This is a genomic window from Sulfitobacter litoralis, assembly GCF_900103185.1.
Lineage (GTDB): Bacteria > Pseudomonadota > Alphaproteobacteria > Rhodobacterales > Rhodobacteraceae > Sulfitobacter > Sulfitobacter litoralis.
Genome location: NZ_FNJD01000008.1, coordinates 46,373 through 68,941, shown reverse-complemented (window position 1 = coordinate 68,941; position 22,569 = coordinate 46,373). Strand labels below are relative to the sequence as shown.

Annotated in this window: 24 protein-coding genes; 11 read left to right on the top strand and 13 right to left on the bottom strand. The window is 55.1% G+C overall.

The features are described 5' to 3' along the window. Window positions 1–96 precede the first annotated feature (96 nt). Window positions 97–3,366, top strand: coding sequence for an ATP-binding protein (locus tag BLQ98_RS08425; protein WP_093732906.1), 3,270 nt, complete (start codon window positions 97–99; stop codon window positions 3,364–3,366). Between the two features lie 4 nt (window positions 3,367–3,370). Here the strand turns inward: BLQ98_RS08425 and BLQ98_RS08420 are convergent, their stop codons facing one another. Next, window positions 3,371–3,805: a flagellar motor protein gene (locus tag BLQ98_RS08420; RefSeq protein ID WP_093732905.1), complete on the bottom strand. Its 435-nt coding sequence runs from the start codon at window positions 3,803–3,805 to the stop codon at window positions 3,371–3,373. Window positions 3,806–3,808: 3 nt separating this feature from the next. Next, on the bottom strand, window positions 3,809–4,678 hold the full coding sequence (motA, locus tag BLQ98_RS08415; RefSeq protein ID WP_093732904.1) for a flagellar motor stator protein MotA: 870 nt from the start codon (window positions 4,676–4,678) through the stop codon (window positions 3,809–3,811). 183 nt (window positions 4,679–4,861) lie between these two features. On the opposite strand from motA, the gene BLQ98_RS08410 reads away from it, so the two are divergent. After that, window positions 4,862–5,389, top strand: a complete 528-nt coding sequence (locus BLQ98_RS08410; protein WP_237273780.1) for a flagellar motor protein — start codon at window positions 4,862–4,864, stop codon at window positions 5,387–5,389. Here the strand turns inward: BLQ98_RS08410 and BLQ98_RS08405 are convergent, their stop codons facing one another. The 3 genes from BLQ98_RS08405 to BLQ98_RS08395 all read right to left on the bottom strand — a co-directional run bounded on the left by BLQ98_RS08405 (window position 5,390) and on the right by BLQ98_RS08395 (window position 7,596). Next, entirely contained in the window at window positions 5,390–6,559 is a 1,170-nt protein-coding gene (locus tag BLQ98_RS08405; protein WP_093732902.1) for a flagellar motor protein MotB, read from the bottom strand. It lies immediately after the preceding gene. A gap of 137 nt (window positions 6,560–6,696) precedes the next feature. Next, window positions 6,697–7,260 (bottom strand): Ros/MucR family transcriptional regulator, encoded by a 564-nt coding sequence (locus BLQ98_RS08400; protein WP_237273781.1) that lies wholly within the window; start codon window positions 7,258–7,260, stop codon window positions 6,697–6,699. Window positions 7,261–7,353: 93 nt separating this feature from the next. Then, a complete protein-coding gene (locus BLQ98_RS08395; RefSeq protein WP_093732900.1) occupies window positions 7,354–7,596 on the bottom strand; it encodes a hypothetical protein in 243 nt (80 codons plus the stop codon). 295 nt (window positions 7,597–7,891) lie between these two features. Here BLQ98_RS08395 and BLQ98_RS08390 point away from each other — a divergent pair, with 295 nt between their 5' ends. The 5 genes from BLQ98_RS08390 to BLQ98_RS08370 all read left to right on the top strand — a co-directional run bounded on the left by BLQ98_RS08390 (window position 7,892) and on the right by BLQ98_RS08370 (window position 11,205). Beyond that, window positions 7,892–8,572 carry a winged helix-turn-helix domain-containing protein gene (locus tag BLQ98_RS08390; RefSeq protein WP_093732899.1) on the top strand — a complete coding sequence of 227 codons (681 nt, stop codon included), beginning with the start codon at window positions 7,892–7,894 and terminating at the stop codon, window positions 8,570–8,572. A gap of 352 nt (window positions 8,573–8,924) precedes the next feature. After that, a complete protein-coding gene (locus BLQ98_RS08385; RefSeq protein WP_093732898.1) occupies window positions 8,925–9,383 on the top strand; it encodes a hypothetical protein in 459 nt (152 codons plus the stop codon). A 160-nt stretch (window positions 9,384–9,543) separates the two neighbouring features. Then, window positions 9,544–9,945, top strand: coding sequence for a flagellar biosynthesis regulator FlaF (gene flaF / locus BLQ98_RS08380; protein WP_093732897.1), 402 nt, complete (start codon window positions 9,544–9,546; stop codon window positions 9,943–9,945). A 6-nt stretch (window positions 9,946–9,951) separates the two neighbouring features. Further along, the gene (locus BLQ98_RS08375) at window positions 9,952–10,371 is read left to right on the top strand and encodes a flagellar biosynthesis repressor FlbT (RefSeq protein WP_093732896.1); all 420 of its coding nucleotides are present in this window, start codon (window positions 9,952–9,954) and stop codon (window positions 10,369–10,371) included. A 9-nt stretch (window positions 10,372–10,380) separates the two neighbouring features. Further along, a complete protein-coding gene (locus BLQ98_RS08370) occupies window positions 10,381–11,205 on the top strand; it encodes a DUF1217 domain-containing protein (protein ID WP_093732895.1) in 825 nt (274 codons plus the stop codon). On the opposite strand, the gene BLQ98_RS08365 is transcribed toward BLQ98_RS08370, so the two are convergent. From BLQ98_RS08365 to fliF, 5 genes are all read right to left on the bottom strand, one after another. Next, window positions 11,206–12,237 (bottom strand): flagellar motor switch protein FliG, encoded by a 1,032-nt coding sequence (locus BLQ98_RS08365; RefSeq protein ID WP_093732894.1) that lies wholly within the window; start codon window positions 12,235–12,237, stop codon window positions 11,206–11,208. It lies immediately after the preceding gene. 90 nt (window positions 12,238–12,327) lie between these two features. After that, the gene (fliP, locus tag BLQ98_RS08360) at window positions 12,328–13,152 is read right to left on the bottom strand and encodes a flagellar type III secretion system pore protein FliP (protein ID WP_093732893.1); all 825 of its coding nucleotides are present in this window, start codon (window positions 13,150–13,152) and stop codon (window positions 12,328–12,330) included. Next, window positions 13,152–13,496 carry a flagellar motor switch protein FliN gene (gene fliN, locus BLQ98_RS08355; protein ID WP_093732892.1) on the bottom strand — a complete coding sequence of 115 codons (345 nt, stop codon included), beginning with the start codon at window positions 13,494–13,496 and terminating at the stop codon, window positions 13,152–13,154. The genes fliP and fliN overlap by 1 nt, the downstream gene beginning before the upstream one ends. Further along, window positions 13,496–14,137, bottom strand: coding sequence for a FliH/SctL family protein (locus tag BLQ98_RS08350; RefSeq protein ID WP_093732891.1), 642 nt, complete (start codon window positions 14,135–14,137; stop codon window positions 13,496–13,498). Before BLQ98_RS08350 ends, fliN begins: the two co-directional genes overlap by 1 nt. Then, window positions 14,134–15,828 (bottom strand): flagellar basal-body MS-ring/collar protein FliF, encoded by a 1,695-nt coding sequence (fliF, locus tag BLQ98_RS08345; RefSeq protein ID WP_093732890.1) that lies wholly within the window; start codon window positions 15,826–15,828, stop codon window positions 14,134–14,136. Before fliF ends, BLQ98_RS08350 begins: the two co-directional genes overlap by 4 nt. Window positions 15,829–15,962: 134 nt before the next feature. Here fliF and BLQ98_RS08340 point away from each other — a divergent pair, with 134 nt between their 5' ends. The 4 genes from BLQ98_RS08340 to BLQ98_RS08325 are packed head-to-tail and all read left to right on the top strand — an operon-like array spanning window position 15,963 to window position 18,588. Next, entirely contained in the window at window positions 15,963–16,604 is a 642-nt protein-coding gene (locus BLQ98_RS08340) for a flagellar basal body-associated FliL family protein (RefSeq protein WP_093732889.1), read from the top strand. Window positions 16,605–16,613: 9 nt separating this feature from the next. Then, entirely contained in the window at window positions 16,614–17,567 is a 954-nt protein-coding gene (locus BLQ98_RS08335; protein WP_093732888.1) for a flagellar motor switch protein FliM, read from the top strand. Further along, window positions 17,548–17,922: a flagellar motor switch protein gene (locus BLQ98_RS08330; protein WP_093732887.1), complete on the top strand. Its 375-nt coding sequence runs from the start codon at window positions 17,548–17,550 to the stop codon at window positions 17,920–17,922. Before BLQ98_RS08335 ends, BLQ98_RS08330 begins: the two co-directional genes overlap by 20 nt. 3 nt (window positions 17,923–17,925) lie before the next feature. Beyond that, window positions 17,926–18,588: a MotE family protein gene (locus BLQ98_RS08325; protein ID WP_093732886.1), complete on the top strand. Its 663-nt coding sequence runs from the start codon at window positions 17,926–17,928 to the stop codon at window positions 18,586–18,588. On the opposite strand, the gene BLQ98_RS08320 is transcribed toward BLQ98_RS08325, so the two are convergent. The 3 genes from BLQ98_RS08320 to flhA are packed head-to-tail and all read right to left on the bottom strand — an operon-like array spanning window position 18,585 to window position 22,567. Then, a complete protein-coding gene (locus tag BLQ98_RS08320) occupies window positions 18,585–19,712 on the bottom strand; it encodes an EscU/YscU/HrcU family type III secretion system export apparatus switch protein (protein WP_093732885.1) in 1,128 nt (375 codons plus the stop codon). The genes BLQ98_RS08325 and BLQ98_RS08320 overlap by 4 nt on opposite strands. A 2-nt stretch (window positions 19,713–19,714) precedes the next feature. Next, window positions 19,715–20,470, bottom strand: coding sequence for a flagellar biosynthetic protein FliR (locus BLQ98_RS08315; RefSeq protein WP_093732884.1), 756 nt, complete (start codon window positions 20,468–20,470; stop codon window positions 19,715–19,717). A 6-nt stretch (window positions 20,471–20,476) separates the two neighbouring features. Then, on the bottom strand, window positions 20,477–22,567 hold the full coding sequence (gene flhA, locus BLQ98_RS08310; protein ID WP_093732883.1) for a flagellar biosynthesis protein FlhA: 2,091 nt from the start codon (window positions 22,565–22,567) through the stop codon (window positions 20,477–20,479). Between the last annotated feature and the right edge of the window lie 2 nt (window positions 22,568–22,569).

Below are 22,569 nucleotides of genomic sequence, written 5' to 3'. Positions count from 1 at the left end.
TCTATTTGGATGCTTTTACAAGTGGTTTGACGCCGTGATGTTTGGTACCAAGAGGCTGGCTTTGACTATGCTTTCCGGTGTCCGCAAAGCGACGAGATGACCCAGAAAGAAGATATGGCGGGCGCTAGAATTGTGAAACAGGTATGGGGCAGATTGCGTCAGGCGCTTTGGGGCGCTGCTGTGGTTGCGGGCGTTGCGATGCAACCGGCCGTCGCACAACAGACCGTAGATACAAACGCGCCCCGCGACATCACCATCGGCATCCTCGCCTCCGAAGGGATTACACGCGCGCTGGACAGCTGGCTGCCCATGGCAGCAGCGCTGAATACGGCAGCGCAGGATGCGCGGCAGAACTATCGGTTCAAGATCGCGCCCTATACCGACGCCACGATGATCAACAAGATTGCGCAGGGCGCGCTGGATTTCTTCCTCGTTGACCCGGCGGCCTTTGTTGTGGCCGAGGTCGAAAGCAATGCCCGCCCGCTGCTGTCCGTCGCCCAGATGTGGGAGGGGCAGGTCTATGACAAAACCAGCGTCTTGGTCTTTACCACCGCCGAAAGCAACATTCGCGGCATCCCCGACATTGCAGGGCGCAGCATCATGGGGGTGTCCGCTGATGAAATGACCGGTTGGAAGCTGGCCTTGCACGAGTTTCGCAAATACCGGCTGGATATTGACGATATCGCGGCCCGCGCGCTTTTCTCGGGCGGGAACCAGCGCGAGGTCGTCTATGCCGTACAAGCCGGACTGGTAGACGTGGGTGTCGTGCGCGCCGGTGTACTTGAAGGGCTGGCCCGTGACGGTGTCATCAATCTTGACGATTTCCGCCCTGTGTCCCCCGTTGATCATCCGGGCTACCCGTTCTGGGCCAGCACCATGCTGTATCCCGATTGGGTATTGGGCACGATACCCGGCGTGCCTCAGGGGGCGTTAACAGTTCTTGTGGACACGTTGCTGGGTCAGGACACAGGCAGCCCCGAGGCGATCGCCTCTGGCGGAACCGTTTGGCTGCCGCCGCAAAACTACCAGTCCGTGCATGAACTTCTGATCTCGCTTCGAGCCCGCCCCTACGAGAACTACCTGCAGCGTTCGGCGCTGCGCATTGCGTCCACCTATAAATGGCTGGTGTTGGGCGTCCTAGTGCTGATCGTGTTTTCGCTGTTGTTCCTGATCTTTCAGCTGCGCGAAAATGCACGTCTTGCCCACGCCCGCAAAGATGTGCTGAAATCTGAACTGCGGTCGAAACAGTTCTATCGCAACGCGGTAGAGGCCCACACCGTATTTTGCATGTTGAACCAGAATGGTGCGATCACCCATGTGAACGACCAGTTTGTGCAAGCCTGCGGACGGTCCCGCGAGGGGCTGATCAGCACGCCGCTCGTTGATATTATGGATGCCGGCAACCGTGGTGTTCTTGGGTCCGAGGTGTTGCCGGCCATGACGGCGGGCACCCCGTGGAAAGGCACAGTGGTGCTGCACAAGACCGACGGAAAAGCGGTCTGGCTTCAGTGTAGCTTTATCCCGATCACCGACGACGATAAGCAGCTGCGCGAGATTGCGATTGTCGCCTCTGATATGACTAAGACCCGCGAGGGCGTGTCAGAAGCGCGGTTCAACAACACATTGGAACTGCTGCAGGATCACGTGGTCGTCTTCCAACCGCAAACCTATGCTGTGATGTATGCCAACGCATCCGTTGCGAAACACCTGATGCGCCACGACGACAGCAACGACTGGCGCGGCCGAAGCCTGTCCGACCTTATCGGCAAACGCGATTACGCCAGCCTCAGAGAGCGCTGTGCGGCTTTGATCAAAGGCCCGGAACGCCGTGTCTCGTGGGAAGTCGAAGCAAGGTCGGGTGTTACCTATGATATCAGCCTCGAGTACGTCAGCCCCGCGCAGGATGAGCCGCGCTTTATCGCAATCTACCGCGATGTCTCGCAGCGCAAGGTGGCTGAAAAGGCCAAGACCGAATTCCTGTCGACGGTCAGCCATGAATTGCGCACGCCGCTGACCTCTATCAAAGGGGCGTTGGGGCTGGTGCTGTCAGGTGCGACGGGACAGCTGCCTGACAAGATGAAAGGGCTGGTCACCATCGCCGCCTCTAGCTGTGACCGGCTGATCTTGTTGATCAACAGCATTCTCGACATGGAAAAGATCGAGACCGGCACGCTGGATTTCCGGATGAAAGCGATGAACCTGTCTGACACGCTGAACACGGCCTTGGTACCGAACCAGCTTTATGCTGAACGCGCCGGCGTGTCGCTACGCCGGGTGGAAACATCCGACGCTGACGGCATGCTAACCTATGGCGACCCCAAACGTTTGGTGCAGGTGTTGGATAACTTGCTGTCAAACGCTGTTAAGTTTTCAGACCACGGCGGAGAGATCCTGATCGCGCTGCACGCCGTCGGGGATCAGCTGCGCATCTCTATCCGGGATTTCGGCACAGGTATCCAAACGGCGGCGCAAGCGTCGGTGTTCGAGAAATTTACCCAAGGCGACAGTTCTGACAGCCGGTCCAAGGGCGGCACGGGTTTGGGGCTTACAATCGCCAAGGTCATCGTTGACCATCATAAGGGGAAAATCACGTTCTTTAGCCGCGAGGACGTGGGCACAGAAATTATCATCACCCTGCCCCGCTTGGCCCAAGAGGACGCGCCGGTGCCCGATACCCCAGTGCAGGTCGTGCCGCCAACTGCCTTTTCCGCCGAGCTGGAAAAACAGGCGCGCAGGACTCCATCGGTCGTCAGAAAGAACGCCGCGGAACATCTGGTGCAGCAGATCACACAGGCTGGTTATGGGCCAGAATTCGAACTGGGCAAGGCAGATGTTGGTCGTCTCGCCGCAGGCGTTGAAATCGTCGGCGCCCCCCTGTTGAATAAATGGATCACACAAAGCGAACGCGACACGCTTTCGCAGCTGATCGGCGCGGGCGCGGTAGCGGATGCGGCCATCTGCGTGATCGAAGCTGCGTCAAACACCGACAACAGCGCGTCGGGCAGCGCATCAACCGCCGTCGTACAGCTGCGCGCCTGGTTCGGCGCTTGCGCTGAACCCATCGGCAATCCGGCGCAGCCGTTAACCATCGCCGCAGTGGATCATCCAGACGTAGCAAGCTGGCTCGAGACGGAGAGCATCGTGACCTTTGACGATTCCGTCGATCTGGTTAAATCCGTCGCCACGTCGCAGGCAGATGTGGTGCTGACCTTTGCGATCAACGACGGGTCGGCCAGCGTCATGGCAGTGCCCACGGCGCAGGGGTTGATGCCTGCCGGCTGGCCGGTTTGCGTGTTGGTGATCCGCAATGTCGAAAAAAAGAATTCGCTGGGTGTCGTGTCAAAGTTCAGTAGCGGCAGCCGTTAAAACGTCACAGAGACCGCCGCTGCAACGCAAAAAGCGCGCGCGACGCGTCATCCAGCGCCGCCTGTTCCGCGCGGTCGGCATCTGCCTTGGCACCGCTTTGCGCCTTTGACAGCACTGTCTGTGTGGTTTTCAAGGCGCGGAACTGTTCAAACAACGCGTCTTCCAAGGTTCCGATTTGACCGTTCAATGCGTCGCCTTCGGCCGCCAGCCCGCGTTGCTGCCTGTCTACCGACGACAGATATCCGGGCAAATAGGGCTGCGTTTCCAGTGTGCTGCCCGCCTGTTCGTCAATCGCCCGCTGGGTCAACGCCGCGCTTTGATCTGTTAGGGCAGACTGTTGGGCGCGCAGGCCCGCAAGCTCTGCTCCGATCGCGTCCAGCTCATGCTGCCTGATGCTGTTGATCAGCCTAAGCGCTGCAATCTGGCGGCGTCCAGCCATAGGTCAAGCTGCCTCTGGCATCTGTTTGCGGGCCTCTTCCATCTCGTAAAAGCTGGGCTGCAGGCTTGTCGGGATGTTACCACGTCCGATTTCGGTACAGATCGCCGGAGAGTGGCCATGCAGGATGGCGATAAAGATGTCGCGGATCACCGCATAGTAAATACCGTCCTGATCTTCGATGGCTTGAAGACGGTTGGCCACCGGCGAGACGAAAAGATAGGCAAGGAAAACCCCAAGGAAAGTCCCGACCAAAGCCCCGCCAATCATCGCGCCCAAAACTGCCGGCGGCTTGTCGATCGAGGACATCGTCTTGATCACGCCCAGAACCGCCGCAACGATCCCGATCGCGGGCAGCGCGTCGGAAACGGTGGTCAGCCCATGCGGTGCTACAAGTGCCTCATGGTGATGTTTTTTCAACTTGCGGTTGATGACGTCTTCGGCCTGATATGGATCATCAAATTGCATCGCCAACATGCGGAAACTGTCCGTGATCAGATCGATGGCAAAGTGATCTTTCTGCAGCTTTGGGTACTGCGAAAAAATCGCACTTTCCTGAGGATTTTCAATGTGATCATCCAGCGCGAGCATGCCATTTTGCTGGTACTTACGCGCCAGAGTATACATGAGGTTAAGCAGATCAACATAGTCGCTTGAATTCCACTTGGGCCCTTTAAAGGCCTTGACCAATGCCCGCCCTGCACCGGCAATATTGGCAAAGGAATTGGCCGCGATAAACGAACCGAGCGCGGCACCACCGATCATCATGCCTTCGAACGGCAGCGCATGGGTAATAATGCCCATATCCCCGCCGGAGAGCATGTATCCCCCGAAGACCATGCCCATCACGACCACGAAGCCCAGAATAATCGTCATTTGTTTTCCACTTGCAAGTTTTCAAGCACTTTAGGCATTTTCTTCGGAATCTCAAGAACAGTTGCTGCTTCGGCAAGTTTAATCATTTGTTTCTCAAGACCAATTGCTATCTTTTCTTGGGGTGACTAAGATAAAAGTCACAATAAGCTGGAGAGTGCCGTGATCTCGGATGTTGAAACCACAATGATTGTCCTTATCGATGCGGACGATGTGAAATTTGCATTTTCGGGTTGGCCCGACCACATTTGCCTCGCTGCATGTCTTTCAAGCTTTGGCACCTGTAGTATGATCGTGTTCCGTCGTGACGAACGGCATCTGATGCCTGACCGTCTTATCAAGATGCTTAAGCTGCGCCGCGAAAACACTTGTTTTGTGCCCAAGGTAGATGGCTATCAAACGAAACAATTCCTGTATTCCGACGAACGACGGCTGATGGCGCTTGTCGCGTCCGACTCTGTCGTTCTGGAAGAAGCCATAGATTACGCTGTAAATTATAACTACGCGCTAGAAGAAGGGCTGGATCCGGCCACGATGTTAGGCTTTGACCTTCCCGCCAGCGACCCCGCACCTACTACGCAGCGCGACACGATGGTGAATGAAGAAGCTCATGCCATGCTGCCAGAATTCCTGCGCCGCTCGGTCGAGAGGTCCCGCCGACCGATTTTTTCCAGCCGACGGGTACCTTCTTTGGGCGAGCTGATCAGAGCCTGATTAGCGCAGCGCATTGCGCAGGTTCAGAAATACATCATCCTTCAGCGGCGCTGCCGTAGGTTCAATATTCTGTGCGACACGCTGCACGATTACGTCATCTGCTGACGTCGCTGGCGGATCAATTGACGCCTTATACAGCTTTTCGTCCGCCTGCATGGCTGGCAAGGTTGGCTCTGTTCGGGCCGGTACCGGCGCATCAATCTTTTGATATTGAACCGAAACCGTGATCCTGCGGTTTGACGCATCTTTGGGATTTTCCGGCACCAATGGCACGGTATCGGCCAATCCGGATACACCAATAATACGGTCACGTGCGACGCCTGACGCTTCGAAGACGCGGCGCGTTGCATTCGCGCGGTCCGAGGACAGATCCCAATTGTCATATTTGCGACTGTCGGCAAAGCGTACTGCGTCGGTATGGCCAGACAAGGTAATTTTGTTGGGCAAGCTCGACAAAGATTTACCTAGGTTTTTCAGCAACATATCCGTCGCGCCCGCCATTTCTGCGCGCCCGCTGTGGAACATTGGCTGGCCCTCTTGATCGATAATCTGGATCTGTAGACCTTCGGGTGTTTGTTCAAAAATCAAATTCTGTTGCAGCGGGTCGAGGTCGGGGTTTTCCTGCATGGCCTGCAAGATTTCCTGCTCAAGTTTCTTAAACTTCTCGTTGTCGAGCGCATGCAAGTTTTCAAGCGCAGCGCCGCCGGCCTCCGCGGACCCGTCCGACGACGTCCGAGAGGCTCGTGCAATATCCGCCGCGGCAGGATTTTCGTGAATGCCATCTTCTGTCCCCAACCGCTCTTCATCAGGCACCGACATCGCTGTCTCGTCCCGGATTTCCCATTTGGCTGATACAGGGTCGTCAATTTTGCCGCGATCACGGCCCTGGGCCACAATCGCGCCATTGGACGCAGTCAAAGTGCCAGGCGGGCCGAGGGTGGCTCCGTCAAGCACACCGCTACCGCCTGGCAGTGTCGCGTTGGTAAAATACTCGGCGATCCCGCGCAGCTTTTGCTCGTCGGCGCTCGAGAGAATCCACATTAGCAGAAAGAATGCCATCATCGCGGTCATGAAATCAGCATAGGCGACCTTCCAGCCTCCGCCGTGATGCCCGCCACCTTCAATGACTTCAATTTTCTTAAATATGCGCGGCTGTGTTGTCGCTGCCATGTAACCTGCCTCTTGTCTCGCGACCACTTGGGCCGGTTCGGCAGGCGCGCTTCTGCACCCACTGCCTCAGAGACATGTATCGCAGTCGATTAGGTGCTCGGCTGGACAAAACAGTGGCAGGAGCAAGGCATTTGAGGTTAGAGCTGGGTCCCTAGATTTTCCTGCACAGCTTCATCACGAGCATAGCGGCCCAGACCAGCTTTCTTTGCGTAATCCGCTTTGCGCAAAGAATAGTTTGGCGCGACAAGGGGGTGATCATCATCAAGATTGAATTTAATTCGGTAATCACCTTCGCTCAATCCATGCTCGGCTCGTAGGTGACGCTTCAACATGGTGAACGATCGGCCGCAACACAGACACGTTACAGAATCATCGGTGACGGACTCGGCCACGGGGACGGCAGGGATCGCGGTTTCAGTGGCCGTTTGCACGGAAAACTTGCTCATCCCGGGCTTTTCAGGCGCCGATTGCAGCCCAGTAAGGGCGGCGGGAAGCGCTTGGGTTAACGCGAGAATATCCTTAACGGTTGCGGATTCACGGCTGGCGAACGCTGCAATCACGCGAACTGCGGCCTCGGAAACGGGGGGATCTGTAAACTCTGTCACTGTCGGATGCGCCTTTACTAAATCGGTGCGGGATGAAGCCTCGCGAACAAACCCTAGAAACTCTGCAAGAATACTATGATTATCCGACGACTTCACAAAAATTGTCAATTTCCCTTAAGTATATTTCAGCCCACCCCAAAGAATAGCGAGGGGACAACATCAGCTGTACTTAAGATAAACCGCGAAGGATTAATTCAACCGCAGACGCTCGGGATGCGAGGGTGGCTGGTCAGATGTGGCAAAACCTTGCCGTTTTTGTCCTTCGTTCGGGGTCTCGGACAATATGCCCGATCTGGCCACGACCTCGGCCGCATGTAAGGTCACAACACGCATGAGATCATCGCTCACCGCCTCTTCGCGCAGCTCAATCAACCGCTTGGCCGCCGCAAGCGCGCACCGCTTGGGCGCAGCAATTTCAAGTATGTCTGCCATTTTCTAGCGCCTATTCTTGAGGGTAACTCAGACGCGTTCTGCAGTCTGCAAGGATATACATAAGTCCGAAGGTTAAAGAAAAGTGAACGCATGGCTTTTTCATGGCGAGCCCGTCAGATTTCACCGTACAAGTCTGACTTTGCCTTCCTCAGTATGGGTGTGCAACAATGCTTATGTTAATCCCACTGTCTCTTTCCTAGCATACGGCCCTGATAAAAGTGTTTTTCCAGCTCTGCGCCTTCGCGCCAATTACATTAAAATGCTTGGCAGCAGACCCCCGAAGGGAACGCTTGGGATGACAAAAGTTCTTCTGGTCTCTAAGTCAGCGTCTGTGCGGAACGGGTTAAACTATCTGTTCTCGGTTATTCTAAAATGTGATTTTGATTGTATCGATTTCGAAGCTTGCGCCGCATGGGGCCAGAAGGGCCATAGCGTTAATGCTATCTTCTTTGATATGACAGAGCTTGAAGGCCGACCAACTGCGTGGATAGAGCAACTTTGCGACCGCGCGACTGACGCCATCCTCATCGCACTTCAAGAACCGAAAGGGCGTTGGGGGGCGGAAGCCTTCCATGCTGGCGCCGTCGATGTGGTCACATGGCCAACCAACCTACGAGAGCTTTCAGCCCGGTTAACGATACGACTACCAGAGGGGCAGATGCGCGCACTGCCCGCAACAGAGGAAAGCTGGGACGTCGAGGCGTATATCGCGCTGAGAGCCGGATTAACGACCTCGGAGGCGCAGATTATGCGCGTTCTGTTCGCGCACGACGGGAAGATCGTGACACGTGACGCTCTAAGCCTCGCTGTGGAATGTCGACCATGGAGATACGGCGATCGCAAATTCGATGTGCATGTTGCCAAAATCCGTAAGAAGTTTGCTCAGACTTTTGCCTCTGGCATATCGGTCAAAACAATCAGGTCCAGTGGCTATATGCTCACGACAGAGGCGCTCGGTACCTTCAACGAGATTTGATATTGAAATACTGCACTGGCTCGCAGAATCGCTAGATGGAACGCCCACAGTCTCGGATGCTTTTCAACACAATTAGTGTAAATTCGTCAGACCCTCGGTGTAGCGCCATATTTCGCCTCGGCCACCAAAGCTTGTGTTGCCACCAGCGCCCCGAGCCACATTTAGTTCCGGAAAACATGGGTGTTCCGCAAGGTTTCTATTAAGGCTATCACGTTTCGACTGGCGAACGGCGCGTTGTCACAGACTTCACCGTGACCTTGATCCACCGAAGTTTAACAAATCCTCAATTTATGTTGAGGTCTCGAACAGCTATCTTGAGGTTGCAACGGGAGCACTCGGGGAAGTTTGTTTTATGCGTTCTGAATTGATGGGGCACATCTGGGGTAAGCGGTTGGAATTTTGCACCGACCCATGCAGCACCCCTTTAGGCCGCATCCTGTCATCGCTGCTCGCGTCACCGATCACGCGATTTACCGTTGAGGTAGAAGACGCGGATCTGACACCTGTCGCGATTTACGCTGGAGAAGAAGTTATTTCAGGCGCATCCCTGGCCGATGTACTTGAGCAGGAGTTCGGGCTGGATCTGGAAGAGGACGCGATCGTGCTAATTGAGCCTTGCGCTCCCATTGCTTCTACGCCCTCCTGCCCTGTGGCACTCGGCCATCAGATCGGGCATATTATCGTCTCGCTCGCGCAGATAGAACGCGATGGGTTCACGACATCTGAGAGCCTGTTAAGCGCTGGTAATATCGCACATAGTATTCACCACCAAATGCTGCATACAGCGACCCCCGGCGAACATATCCATTAACGCGTTTACGTCGATAGACGCGCTAAGGTGTGACACGCAAAGCATAATTTGAATCCAAATTCTAAGAATTCTCCTTTTTTTTCGCGAATTAAGGATTCTTTAATACTCCTTTAACCCTGCCGCCCTATAGATGGTATGAGGCAGAATAAGAGGCAGTGAAATGAGTGTAACCGCGTATAAGCGGACCATCTCGCACACCGAAGAACCGCGCCAGATAGAGCGCCGGATTTTGGCTAGCGTGACATCCAAATTAGAAAATCAATTCGAAGCATTTGATGGTGCTTCGGAAAAATCCCAAAAACTTCAGACGCTTGCGGACGGCTTGCGCGATACCCTTTGGGAAAATCAGCGCGTTTGGCTGGCTTTCAAAGCCGACTTAGCCGAGAGGGACAACGGGCTGACCGCCGATCTGCGCGCGGCTTTGATCTCTCTTTCTTTGTGGGTCGAGAGCCACACCAAAGCGGTCCTGTCAGGTTCAAAAAATGTGAAGCCTTTGATTGATATCAATCGCAGTATTATTGATGGGCTGAGCGGGCGAGCTGCCAAAGTCGCGGCGGAATAACCAGCTATGGCGTTGCGGTTAACCCTGAAACCCAATGAGCGGATTTTGATCAACGGCTGCGTTGTGCGCAATGCAGACCGTCGACAACAGATCGTAATTGAGAACCATGCTGATATCGTTCGTGAGGCCGATTTGCTGCAAGAAGATGAAGAGCGTACTCCCGTAAAGGAAGTGTATTTCTTCATCCAAACGGCATTACTTGAGCCATCGACGCGTATAAAACTCGTGAAGATTATTCAACGTAAACTTGGTGCACTTGCGCCGGTCTTTCACGACGAAATGGCGGGCCATATCTTTGACGCCGCGGCCCATGTGTCGGCCTCGGACTTCTACAAGGCGATGCGAACCTTACGGCCCCTGATTGAATATGAAGAAAAACTGTTTCAAATGATCCGTGAAAAAAACACGGCTACCGCGGCGGAATAGGGTAACCCTATGATAAGCATTTCGGGACTAGGCAGCTCTACCGCGCTCAAACTCATTGACGCAACGCGCGACAAACAGCTTGAATTGATGCGTAATTCTGCCGCGAATAAGAGGGCAGAAGAGGCGTTCCGCGACCGGATAGGCGATATCACTACCCCCGAAGAACTGGTCGCTGATTTCGAAGTTTACAGCTATGTGATGCGTGCTTTCGATCTTGAGGATCAAATTTTCGGCAAAGGCCTTATCAGGAAGATGTTGGAATCAAATCCGACCGAGCCCTCTTCTCTTCTGAACCGCCTCACGGACAGTCGGTTCCGCGAAATGCACCTGACCCTTGGCTTCACCACAGAAGAAGGGCCTCAAACACCCGATTTGACCGACCCGGATTTCCTTAGCGATGTGATAACACGGTTTTACAATCGTCAGTATATCAACGAAAATGACGCCCAGAACGAGACGGTTGGCACTGTTTTGGAGTTCCGCGACAAGGTGGGTGACATCAGCAACTGGTTTGAAGTCCTCGCCAGTGAAAAATTAACTAATTTTTTTCAAGTCGCTCTATCGCTTCCCACGCAGATGTCTGCGTTTGATCTGGACAGACAAAAATCACTTCTGCAAGAAAAGTTTGACATCGAAAAGCTTGCCGATCCTGCCGAGCGTGAAAAGCTGATTTCGAAGTATGTCGCTATATCCGATGCAATTAACCCGCAGGGATTTCAGGCAAATTCGATAGCTTTGGACCTGCTGCAATCCTACAATCTGGGCGGTCAATTTGTCCCGATTACCATTGATGTCGCCGCGATCACCTTCTCGGCGTCGCGGCTGTACCGCTGATCAGCTCGGCATATCCGACATCATGTCTTCGTCACTTTCAGGCAAAGCAACCTCCCCCTCAGACATCAAGCGCAACGCTGCTTCGACGAGTTGAGCTTGGGCACCTTTGACATCTTTGGACCGTACAGGACCCATGGATGACATCTCGTCTTGAAGCATGCCCCGCGACCGCGACGGCAAAGATGCCAAGAAATGTTCGCGCACTTCTTTTCTAGCGCCACGCAGAGCCATCGGCAGAGTGTTTCCGCTGACTTCACGCATAATTTTACCCAACATCATCTCGTTGAATTTAACCAAATCGTCGAAAACAAACATTTTTTGCTTGATGGACAAAAGCTTGGCTGGCTGGCGCTCTTCCAGGTTGCGGGTCAGGTTCACCAGCATATCTTCGTCAAGTTTGTTGAAAATTGAAACCAACTGGCTCTCGATCCGGGCTTCGGCGCTGTTTCCTGCCTTGGCAAGTACATCGTCACGCAGCGTGTTTTCGATGTTCTGAATGGTATCGATCGGCAGCTTATCCATCCCCATGATTCGCTCGATCAAATCCGAGGCACGTTCGGCCCCTAAGAGCGGTAGGACTTTGGCCGCAACATCGGGACGTATACGCGTCAGGATCACAGCGATGGTCTGATTGTGTTCTTTCTGCAAGAACGCAACCAGCTCTTTCTCGTCGAGGTCCGAGAGGTCCTTCCAGACGTTATCGATTTTTTTCCCGTCAATTTCTTGCAAAATTTCTGCAACACGATCTTCGGGCAGAAACTCTTTTAGCAGACCGCGTGCGGCGTCGATCGAGCCAACGACACTACCGCTATGGTTCACTTTTTCATCGAATTCAGCGATGATTTCTTCGACGATGCCCGCGTCGACTTCGCCCATAGTGCTGATGGCGGTGGTGATCTGACGGATCTCGTCTACATCAAGCTGTTGCATGATGGCGCCCCCGCGTTCTTCACCCAGACACAAAAACAGGATCGCCGACTTTTGCGCGCCAGACATATGACGGTGTTTGCGAAGGGGTACAAACTGGTTCATGAGAGCGCCGATTCCTGCAGCCTGAGGATGATTGGACAAGGATAGCGGAAACTATACTTGTTTGACATGACTATTTCGACGCCGCGGCGCCTAGCCGGAGACGTAGGATTGGATCAGCGATCCGGCCAGCATGTACCACCCGTCGATCAGGACGAAAAAGATAACTTTGAAAGGCAGCGATACCAATACTGGCGGCAACATCATCATCCCCGCGCTCATCAAAACCGACGCGACGATCAGGTCAATGGCAATGAAGGGAAGGTAGATCAGGAAGCCAATCGTAAACGCGCGCCTAAGCTCTGAGATCATGAACGATGGTACTAATACCCGCCAACTTGGGAGCGCGGCCGGGCCGTCGGACGGTGGGGACGCCTCGTCTGCGATATCGGTGAAAAGCTGCAAGTCCTTGTCGCGTGTATTGACCAGCATAAAATTGTAAAAAGGCTCTGATATATTGCGAACGGCCTGCTCTTCGATGATGGCATTTTCCATCAGCGGGACAAGTCCGGCCTCCCACGCGTCTTCGAACACCGGCTGCATGACAAAGAAGGTCATGAACAAGGCCATTGCGTTCAACACAATGTTTGGCGGCGTCTGGTTCAAACCAAGGGCAAGCCGTAACATCGAGAAAACAATCACGAATCTGGTGAAACTCGTGACCATGACCAACAATCCCGGCGCGACGCTTAGCACCGTGATGATTGCAAACAGCTGGATCAGTCGGCCAGAAAGGCTGGCCCCTTCATCCGTCCCCGGCGTTACGTCTCCGAAGGCCGAAGAGAGGTCGCGCACCATACTGCCCAGGTCGGCTTCCTGTGCCGAACCGGCCGACCCCAATACGATCAGGGCGGCCACAAGTATGGCCGTGCCCGTTGTCAAAGACAGCGAAACAGAGGACAGAATGCGCGCGATCATCAGATATCTGAGACGAAGTCTTTGACGATTTCACGCAGTGCGACACCGAGCGAGTCGCCTTGGACCCGTACCAGATCACCACGCGCCACCATGCGATCGTTAATCATGATGTCGACCGGTTCACCGACCCGGCGGTCCAATTCAATCACCGACCCTCTGGTCAGATTAAGCAGCTCTGAGATCGGCATCCGGCTGCGCCCCAACACGACGCGAACGTCTAGCTTGACGCCAAATATCGCGTCCAGGCTTTTGCTATCCAAGCCGGCTGGCACTTTGGTTTCCGTATTAAGCCCGGAACCCTCAGTCAGGTCGGCGTGTGTCTTATCCTGATCATTATGTAGCATTATTCAGCAATCCTTGTGGTTGCGGTCAGTTCAACTGTGGCGGTTTGCAAAGCGCTGCGCACCGCTGTGGTTGCCTGTTCAATGTCATATTCCAGCTTGCCGCCCTGCCACACAACCTGCGCAGCACCGCGGGGCAAGTCACTATCCGCGCTAATCTTGATCGACGCGTCATCGGTCGAAGTTGGCAACCAAACGGGCGGGTGCGCCTCAAGCCGGGCAACAACATCGGGGCATGCAGTGATCGACAGAACCGGTGTGCTGCGGCTCAACGCGACGCTTTCGCGGATGCGGCGCACAGCCAGATCGACCCCGTAAGTTTGCAGCAATTCGGGCACAAGCCTGTCGCCGATGCCAAGGAATAATTCGACAATATCAGCCTCTGTGGCGCGACATTGACGGGTGTCTTGCGCGATCAATACGTCCAATTGCCCTCGGATTGCCTCGCTTTCCGCCGCGAGCCGTTCGTCTTCTTGCGCGTCAAATTCGGCCTGCGCATCCAGCCGGCCGACAGCGCGCCCCGCATCAAAACCCTGTTTGCGTGCCTCGGCCAGTCGCAGGTTAAGCTCTTCATCATCAAGCGTCGTGACAGGGACCGCGGGCGCGTTATCACTGTCAAAGTTTCGGGCGAAGAGGTCGATCATGCGCCGGCCTCAGCTGGGAGCCATGACCGGATTACGCGCAAGACCTCTTGCGGTTTTTCATCAGCAAGTTGCTGGATTGTTTCGATTTTCTTTTTATGAAGATTGCCGCGGATGCCCTCTTTGCGCACGTATTCAGCCACCTCGGCGGCGTCGATAGTTTCTTCATCTACGTTCAGCGGGTCTTCGTCTTCTTGCAGGTCCGCAACGGCAGAGGGCACCGCGGGCAGCTTGGCGGGCTGGCCATCAACGCCCAAAGCCGCGGGTTCGGACGCTTTGTCACCGGTCAAGGCCGGGTCTTCATAGCTGTTAAGCTGATCGCCCTCATTGAACTTGCGCAGCAAGGGACGCACACCAAAGATGAGGATCAGGCCGACCACCAGCAGGGCAAGCACGCCGCGCACGATAGAGACGACATTTTCGCTGAGCTCATCCCCGATCGTTTTATCGATCGGGTCGCCCAGATCCATCGAGTAGTCCATAAACCGCATGCTATCGACAGAGACACTATCCCCGCGCGCGGTGTCGAACCCGACTGCCGTCTGGACCAGCTCGCTCAGGCGGGCGAGCTCTTCAGGGGTGCGTTCAGCATAGATCACGTCAGAGCCGTCGACATTGTAGATGCCGTTCACCAAGACCGCGACAGATAGGCGACGGACATCGCCCGCTTCGCGTATAATTTCGCGGCGCGTGTTACCGATTTCATACTGTACGATCTCATCGGCTTCGGACCGTCGGGTCGACGACCCTTCGCCGGTGCCGTCGGCCAATGCCGCAGGTATGTTGTTCTCGACGCCCACATTGCCAGCCGCTTTCGTGCCGGTCTGGTCCTCGGATTTTGTCTCGGTTGATCGCACGACTTGCTGGTCTGGATCATAGGTCTGCTCTACAATGACCTCGCGTTGTGTCGTGAGCTCTACGTTCACATGCACGCGCGCGTTCCCCGCCCCAACCCGAGCGGTTAGGATATTCTGCAACTCCTGAGACAGACGATCTTCGATGCCGGCTTTGGCGGATTGCACACCGCCCTGACTGCTGCCATCTGGCCCTTCAGCAAGGATAGTCTCTCCGCTTGCGGACAGGACGGTCACGCGCGAAATGTCCAGATTCGCAACGGCAGAGGCGACCAGATTGCTGACCGCCACGGCCTGCTTACGTGTCACGGCGCGGCCGGATTCGGGGCGCAAGATGATCGACGCCCGCGGCGCAGGCGCATCACGCGAAAACGGCTCGCGGTCCGGCAGCACCAGATGCACACGCGCCGACGAAATGCCATCGAGCGTCTGGATTGAACGTGCCAGCTCCCCCTCCATCGCGCGCATCTTATTGATTTTCTGAAGGAAGGAATTCATCGCCAGCCCGCTGTTTTCGTCAAACAGCTCCCACCCGGGATCGCCGTCGATCGGCATGCCGGTTTCGGCCAAAACCATCCGTGCCCGCACCGCATCACCGCGCGGCACAGAAATGCTCGTACCATCTTCCGACACCATGGCATCAAAGCCCGCATTCGCCAGTGTTGCTTCGATTGAATTCGCAGAGGTGATCGACAGATTCGAATAAAGCGGCGCGTAGTCCGGACGAGTCACCGCACCGATGCCGAGAATCATCAACAGCATCACGCCGATACCCGCCCCGCCAAGCACCATAAGCTTGTTACGACCGAGCGACTTAAGATTGTCGAGTAATCCTTGCATGATGCCCCTCAGCAGCGATTTGTTATGGATATATTGAACAATTCATGCCTCGTGGCAAGTATTAAACAATTTTTAACCTTGTGTTTTTGGCCCTGAGAGACGAATGTACATTAACACCAAGTTAAGGTTTCCACATGGCCGATAAAGCAAAAAAAAAGCCAGCCGCGGCAAAGCAGGGCACCCCTGCTGACGCAGCGGACCGGCCGCGCGGATCGCGCAAAATGCTGATTGCAGCGGCCTTGATGTGTGTGGTCTCGCTCGGTGGTGGCTTCTTCCTTGCGCGCGCGGCCTATGTCAAAGACGCAGAAGCCTTCGAGCCCGAGTACAAGAGCGATGAAGCCGAACACGCTGACGCCAAAGATAACGACGCTGCACCGCAAAAACCAAGCGACGAAACGCACGGCGAAGCCGAAACCGACGATCACGCAGACGGCGAAAAAGACGCTAAAGCAGCCGACACCGGCTTGCTTGATCTGGGCGAGATGCTGACCAACATTCAGGGGTTCGACCAGAACGGATCCCCCACGTCGGTTTATCTTAAGGTTAACCTGATGGTCGCCTACCGCCCCGACGACGGCGCGGACAAGCTGATGGCAGAGCGTCAGCCTTTCATGCGCGATCTCTTTAACGGGTACCTGCGTGGACTGACGGAAAACGACGTGCGCGGCATGGCGGGCATTCTGTATATCAAGGCCGAACTGCTAAAACGCGCCCGCGCGGCTGTTGGCAATGATCTGCCGCAGGAAATCCTGATCAAAGACCTGATCGTGCAATAGGGGGCTGAGATGAGCGCGAGCGATACAGCAACACGACCCGACGAAACAGGCCCTAACCTGATAGACGAGATCATCCGCATGTCGGATTTCACCTTTGACCGGCTTCCTATGCTGGACATCATCGGTGATCGCATGGTTGAAAACCTTTCAGTCGCCCTGCCCGATTTATTGCGGGCCATGTGTGAAGCATCGCTGGCATCGCTCGACTATATTCCAATGGGCAAAGTGATCGAAGGGCTGCCCAAGCCCACGTTTCTCGCTATCGGAACAGGCCATCCGTTCGTTGGCGAAATCCTTGTGGTGATGGACCAGACCGTTCTGATGACTGCGGTAGAGTTGATGCTGGGCGGCAATGCCAAGAATATCGACTTCGACAACACTGATCCCTTCACAGCTATTGAACTGGGCTTTGGAGAGCGGCTCGCCTCTGCTGTCTTTGCCGAGCTGGAGCGATCACTGTCGGTTGTAGGGGCCGCGAACCTAGAGCTGGACCGCATCGACACAGAGGTCGAAGGCGCTGCAATTGCCAAGAATACCAGCCTTTGTGCGCGGCTACGTTTGTCTCTCACCTTGGCAGGCAACACAGGTAACCTTGATCTGGTCATTCCCTATGACGCCCTAGAACAGATTCTGCCTGATCTTGGCAAAGTCTATTTCGGTGACCGCATGGTGTCGCAAGACCAGTGGCGGTCCCTTATCGAAGCGCAGATCGAACGTGCCCATGTAGAATTGGATGTCGTGCTGTCCGAAAACGTCTTTCCCCTACAGAAGATCATGTCGTGGCGTCCAGGCGATACGATTGATTTTGGTATCGAAGAAGGGCGCGACGCGACAGTGACTTGCGCCGATACCCCGATGTTCAACGTATCTTTGGGGAAACGCAATAACGGCTACGTGGCTGTGCAAATTACCGAAAAGCTGGAAATTCTGGAGGACCACGAAGATGATAGCAACGATAATTGACAGTCTGATCGTCGTATTGCTGATCGGCAGCATCGGCTATGGATATGTGGTCTCGATGAAGTTACGCAAGCTGACCGCGACGCTGAAGCAGCTTGAGCCGCTGGTTGAACAATTCTCATCGGCGGTCGATAAATCCGAGCAATCGGTGCATCACATGCGTGAAAGCATTGAAACCGCGCAGCGTGTGCCTGACCCCGTCGACGAACCACGCCCCGTAGAAGAAGCCGCCGCCTCTTTCGCAAGCCGCCGCGCCACCAAGCCCGTTCCGGCCGAACGCAATGGCGTCCGTGTGGTGCGGGATAAAAAGGAAATGGTGCGCGCATTTTTCGAAAATTCCTCTGCGGCGAAGGGCTGATAGATGTTTGGATCAGGTATGTTTAACGGCAAGATTATCATTGGGGGGCTGGCGCTTACGCTCTGTGCCAAAGCGGCCCTGTCCTTCCCAGAGCTGCCGATGTTCAAAGATAGCCCCCTTCCCGCGCAGCCAATGGTCGTGCTTGCGGCGGAAACCAAGGAAGAAACGGAGCTGCAGCCGGTTCAGGATGCGCCGCCCTTGGTCGCTAATCTGCCCGACCTGTCAAACGGCTGCGAAGCGCCGGAAGACGTGCTTATTTCTTTGACCAAAGAACGTGAACTGGTGCGTTTGCAACAGGTAGAGCTGGAAAACCAGCGGGCTGAATTTGCCCTGGCACGTGAACGGCTTAACATCGAAAAGGCGTCGCTAACGGAACTGAAGACGTCTATCGAGAGCCTGTTGGGCCGCGTTGACGCCGCACAGACCGATGACCTTGATCGATTGATCCAGCTTTATACAAATATGAAGCCTACGGATGCCGCGCGTATTATGGATGATCTGGATATCGAAACCACCATCATGATCCTCGGAACCATGAAGCCAAGAACTGCCGCGCCAATCCTTGCGAAAATTCCCGCAGTGCGTGCCCGCGCGGTTTCCAAGATTATTCTTGAACGCTCTCAATTGCCCGCAGACCAGGACCTAACGGGCATCAAACTGCGCTAATTCGGGTCGGTCCGCAGGATTGATCCCTGCGGTGCCGCGCGCTTCTTATTGTTGCGCAGATCAAAGACAAAGCTAATAATCTCCGCCACGATTTCCCAATGGGCGACGGGGATGACCTGATCGACTTCGATCTCGTCATACAGCATCCGCGTTAACGGCTTATTCTCGATCATTGGAATATTGTGTTCCGATGCCACCTCGCGGATACGCCGCGCCAGATGATCAGCGCCCTTGGCAATACAGACCGGGGCCATGTCCTGCGCAGGGTCATACTTCAGCGCAATCGAATAATGTGTGGGGTTGGTCAGGATCACATCCGCCAAAGGCACGGCGGTAATGGTCCGCTGCTGCGACAACTCGCGGCGACGGCGCGCCCGTTTCTGGCGGATTTCGGGGGAGCCTTCGGATTCTTTATGCTCGTCCTGGATGTCCTTCTGGCTCATCCGTTGCTTGCGCCGCCAGTCAAAACGCCGCCATAAGATGTCGGCAATCGCAATGGGCACCAGCAGAATTGCCGCTGCAATCAGCAGCTTCACCGCGGCGGCGGTCAGATAGCCGGGCAGGTGCTCTGGGATGAAACCAGCCGATGTCCAGATGCGCCGCACTGCTTCATTCGTAAACCACACGGCGAGCCCGCCAATCGCCAACACTTTGACGATACTTTTCACGAATTCGACCAGCGCATTGGCCGAAAAAAGACGCTTAAATCCCTCGAACGGGGATAATTTCGAAAGTTTGGGTTTGATACGCTCGGCGGCAACCACAGTTTCGCCTTGGATCACCGCGCCAATCGCGCCCCCTAGGAACAGCACACCAAAGATCGGAAGAACCGCCCAGACGATCATAAAGAAAAACTCGCTCATGATCTGCCCCAACCGAATGACACCCGGCTCCCCCGTGGCGACCAACAGGGTGGGAGCGTGGTCTAGGAGAACCGAAAGCGCGACCACAATTTGCGGGGCTTGATACGGCAAGATCAAGGCAGCGATCGCCAGCATCGCGACGACAACCACCATATTTCCCGTCTCTTTCGAAGATGGGACGTCGCCTTTCTTGCGCGCGTCCTTAAGCTTCTTCTCGGTCGGATCTAGCGTCTTTTCTGTGCTATCGCTGTTCTCGGCCATGATTAGATCCTAAACCCCATGATCCATTCTTGGAACCGCGTCAAAAAGTAATCAAGCATGGTTGGCAGGGCGATGGCAAGGATCAGTAGCCCTGCCCCAATCAGCAGCGACGCCGCGACAAAGAACACGGGCAGCTGCGGCATCATCCGGTTTGCCAACCCCATACCTAGGTTCAAAATTACCCCCATCACGAAAAATGGGGCCGCGATCGCCGTGCCAATATAGAGGCTCGCACTTGCCACGCGCAGAATTTGATCCGCCAGATCTGCTAGGACGAACTGACCGGGCGGAAAAACTTGATAGCTGGCGAGTAACGCGCGGATGATCAGATGATGGGTATCTGTGACAAAAATCATGGTAACCGCACTCATAAGCAAAAGACTGGCGACCATTGTGGCCCCTTCAAATGATCCGAACGACGGTCCAAAGGCATTCGCCAACCCGGATACCTGCCCCACCTGAAATCCGGCAAACTGCAATGCTGACAAGAGGATACGTGCGCAAAGCCCGATCCATAACCCAATCAGCACCTCAGCGCCGAACAGGAATACCGCGGTCACGATACTGTCGGGCAACGAGCTTGCGATCGGGGTCAGAGGCAGCAGCGACAGGCTGATCAGCATCGCGAGCGATAGACGCGGCCGTACCGGAATCTGAACCTCGCCAAAACCCGGCATGAACATCAGCGCTGTTCCAATGCGCGCAAACACAACGAAGAATGAGAAAAACAATGACGAAATGAAAGGTTCGATTGCCACGGGCCCTTACCCGACGGTGCCAACGGTACGCAACGACGCTTTGCGGTGGACTTCGTTATGCGAAATCACCTGGGTCATTGGGCTGACCCGTTCCAGTATCGACCGTACGTATGGGCGCGCTTGGGGGCTCACTAAAATGGCCGGCCATTCATCCGCGCTCGAAAATTTTTGGATTTCTTTCCGCACAGCAAGAACGAACTCCTGCACGCGCGATGGAGACATCAAAAACGTCTCCTCTCCATTTGCCTTCGAAATAGAGGTCGCTAACTCGCGCTCCCAATCACCGCCCAGGTTAATCACCGGTACGTACCCTTGAGAATCCTTTAAGGACTGGCAGATTTGCTTGGCGAGTTTGCTCCGCGCATGTTCGATCACGGTCCGGATATTCTTGGACGTCGCACTGGCCTCGGCGACCGCCTCGATGATCATTGAAAGGTTCCGGATCGATACCCGTTCAGCTAGTAGCGCTTGTAGAACATGCTGCAACATGACGGCTGAGCTGCTGTCCGACCCATTTGAAAGCAGTTTTTGGTATTCCTTATCCTGCCCTTCAATCAGTTCCTGCGTCGCAGCGTAGGTGAGTATCTCGGGCATGTGCTCTTTGATCACCTCGGTCAGGTGGGTGGTAATCACACTTTCAGGATCGACAACCGTCATCCCCATTAGCTCTGCTTCGGAAGCACGCGTTTCGTCGACCCATATGGCCTCGAGCCCGAAGGTGGGCTCGCGTGTGCGCTTGCCGGGCAAATTGATCTCCTGCCCGGAGGGGTTAATGACCATCATCATCATCGGATCAACCTCACCGCGCGCCGCCTCTACGCCTTGCAGCGAGATGGTGTAGGTATAGGCGGGCAGTTCGGCATCGTCCTTAATCCGGACAAGAGGAAGGACAAAGCCAAAGTCCTTTATAAACAGAGACCTGAGGCTTTTTACCTTGCCTGGTAGGGCGGCATTCACTGATGTAATCATCGGGACAAGCCCGGAACCAAGGTCAAGCCGCACATCATCCACCCGAAGCATATCCGAAAGCTTGTCTTCGGTACTTTCAGCAGGGGCGGCCTGGCGCGCTGCCGCTCGTTCTTCGGCTTTATCCCGCTCCAGAAAAGACTTTTGCATGATATAGCCAAACCCCACCATGCCCGTCGACAACGCAAGAAAGATCATCAGCGGAAAGCCGGGCAGCCAACCGATGCAGAATGTCAGGCCGCCTGCGACATATAGCGCCTTGGGGAAGTTGCTAAGCTGGCCCAAGACTGCTTCATTCGCGGCACCCAGCGTCCCGCCCTTCGTCACGAGCAAACCAGCGGCAAGAGAAACCACCAAAGCCGGGATTTGCGTAACCAGACCGTCCCCGATGGTCAGCACCGTATATCGGCTCATGGCATCGCCGACGCTTAGGCCGTGGCTGATCATCCCAATCATAATGCCGCCGAACACATTAATCAGCGTGATGATCAACCCGGCGACCGCATCGCCCCGGACAAATTTCGACGCACCATCCATGGCCCCGAAGAAAGAGCTTTCTTCCTCCACCGTTTTACGCCGTGTTTTCGCCTCCTCCTCTGTAATCGCGCCCGCCCCTAGGTCAGCGTCGATCGCCATTTGTTTGCCAGGCATCGCATCCAACGAGAATCGCGCTGCGACTTCTGCGATCCGAGTAGAGCCCTTAGTTATGACGATAAAGTTAATGATCACCAGAATTGTGAAAACGATGATCCCGATGATGAAATCGCCGCCCAGAATGAACTGCGAGAAACCTTCGATGACATTCCCTGCGGCACCTGGGCCATTGTGGCCTTCACTTAATATTAATCTGGTTGAGGATACGTTAAGGGCGAGACGCAGCATCGTGACGACCAGCAGCAGCGTCGGAAAGGAGTTAAATTCAAGAGGTGTACCGATCCACAACGCCACCATGAGAATCAGTACAGATAGCGCGAGCGAGATCGCAAGACCAAGATCGAGAAAGAAAGGAGGCAACGGAATAAACAGCATTGCCAGAATGAGAACCATCCCCACGGCAAACCCGATGTCGCGATTGGCACCACTCAGCTTTGCAAAGCTGAAGGGCACCGGATTTGTGTCGGGTGTCGCCACGT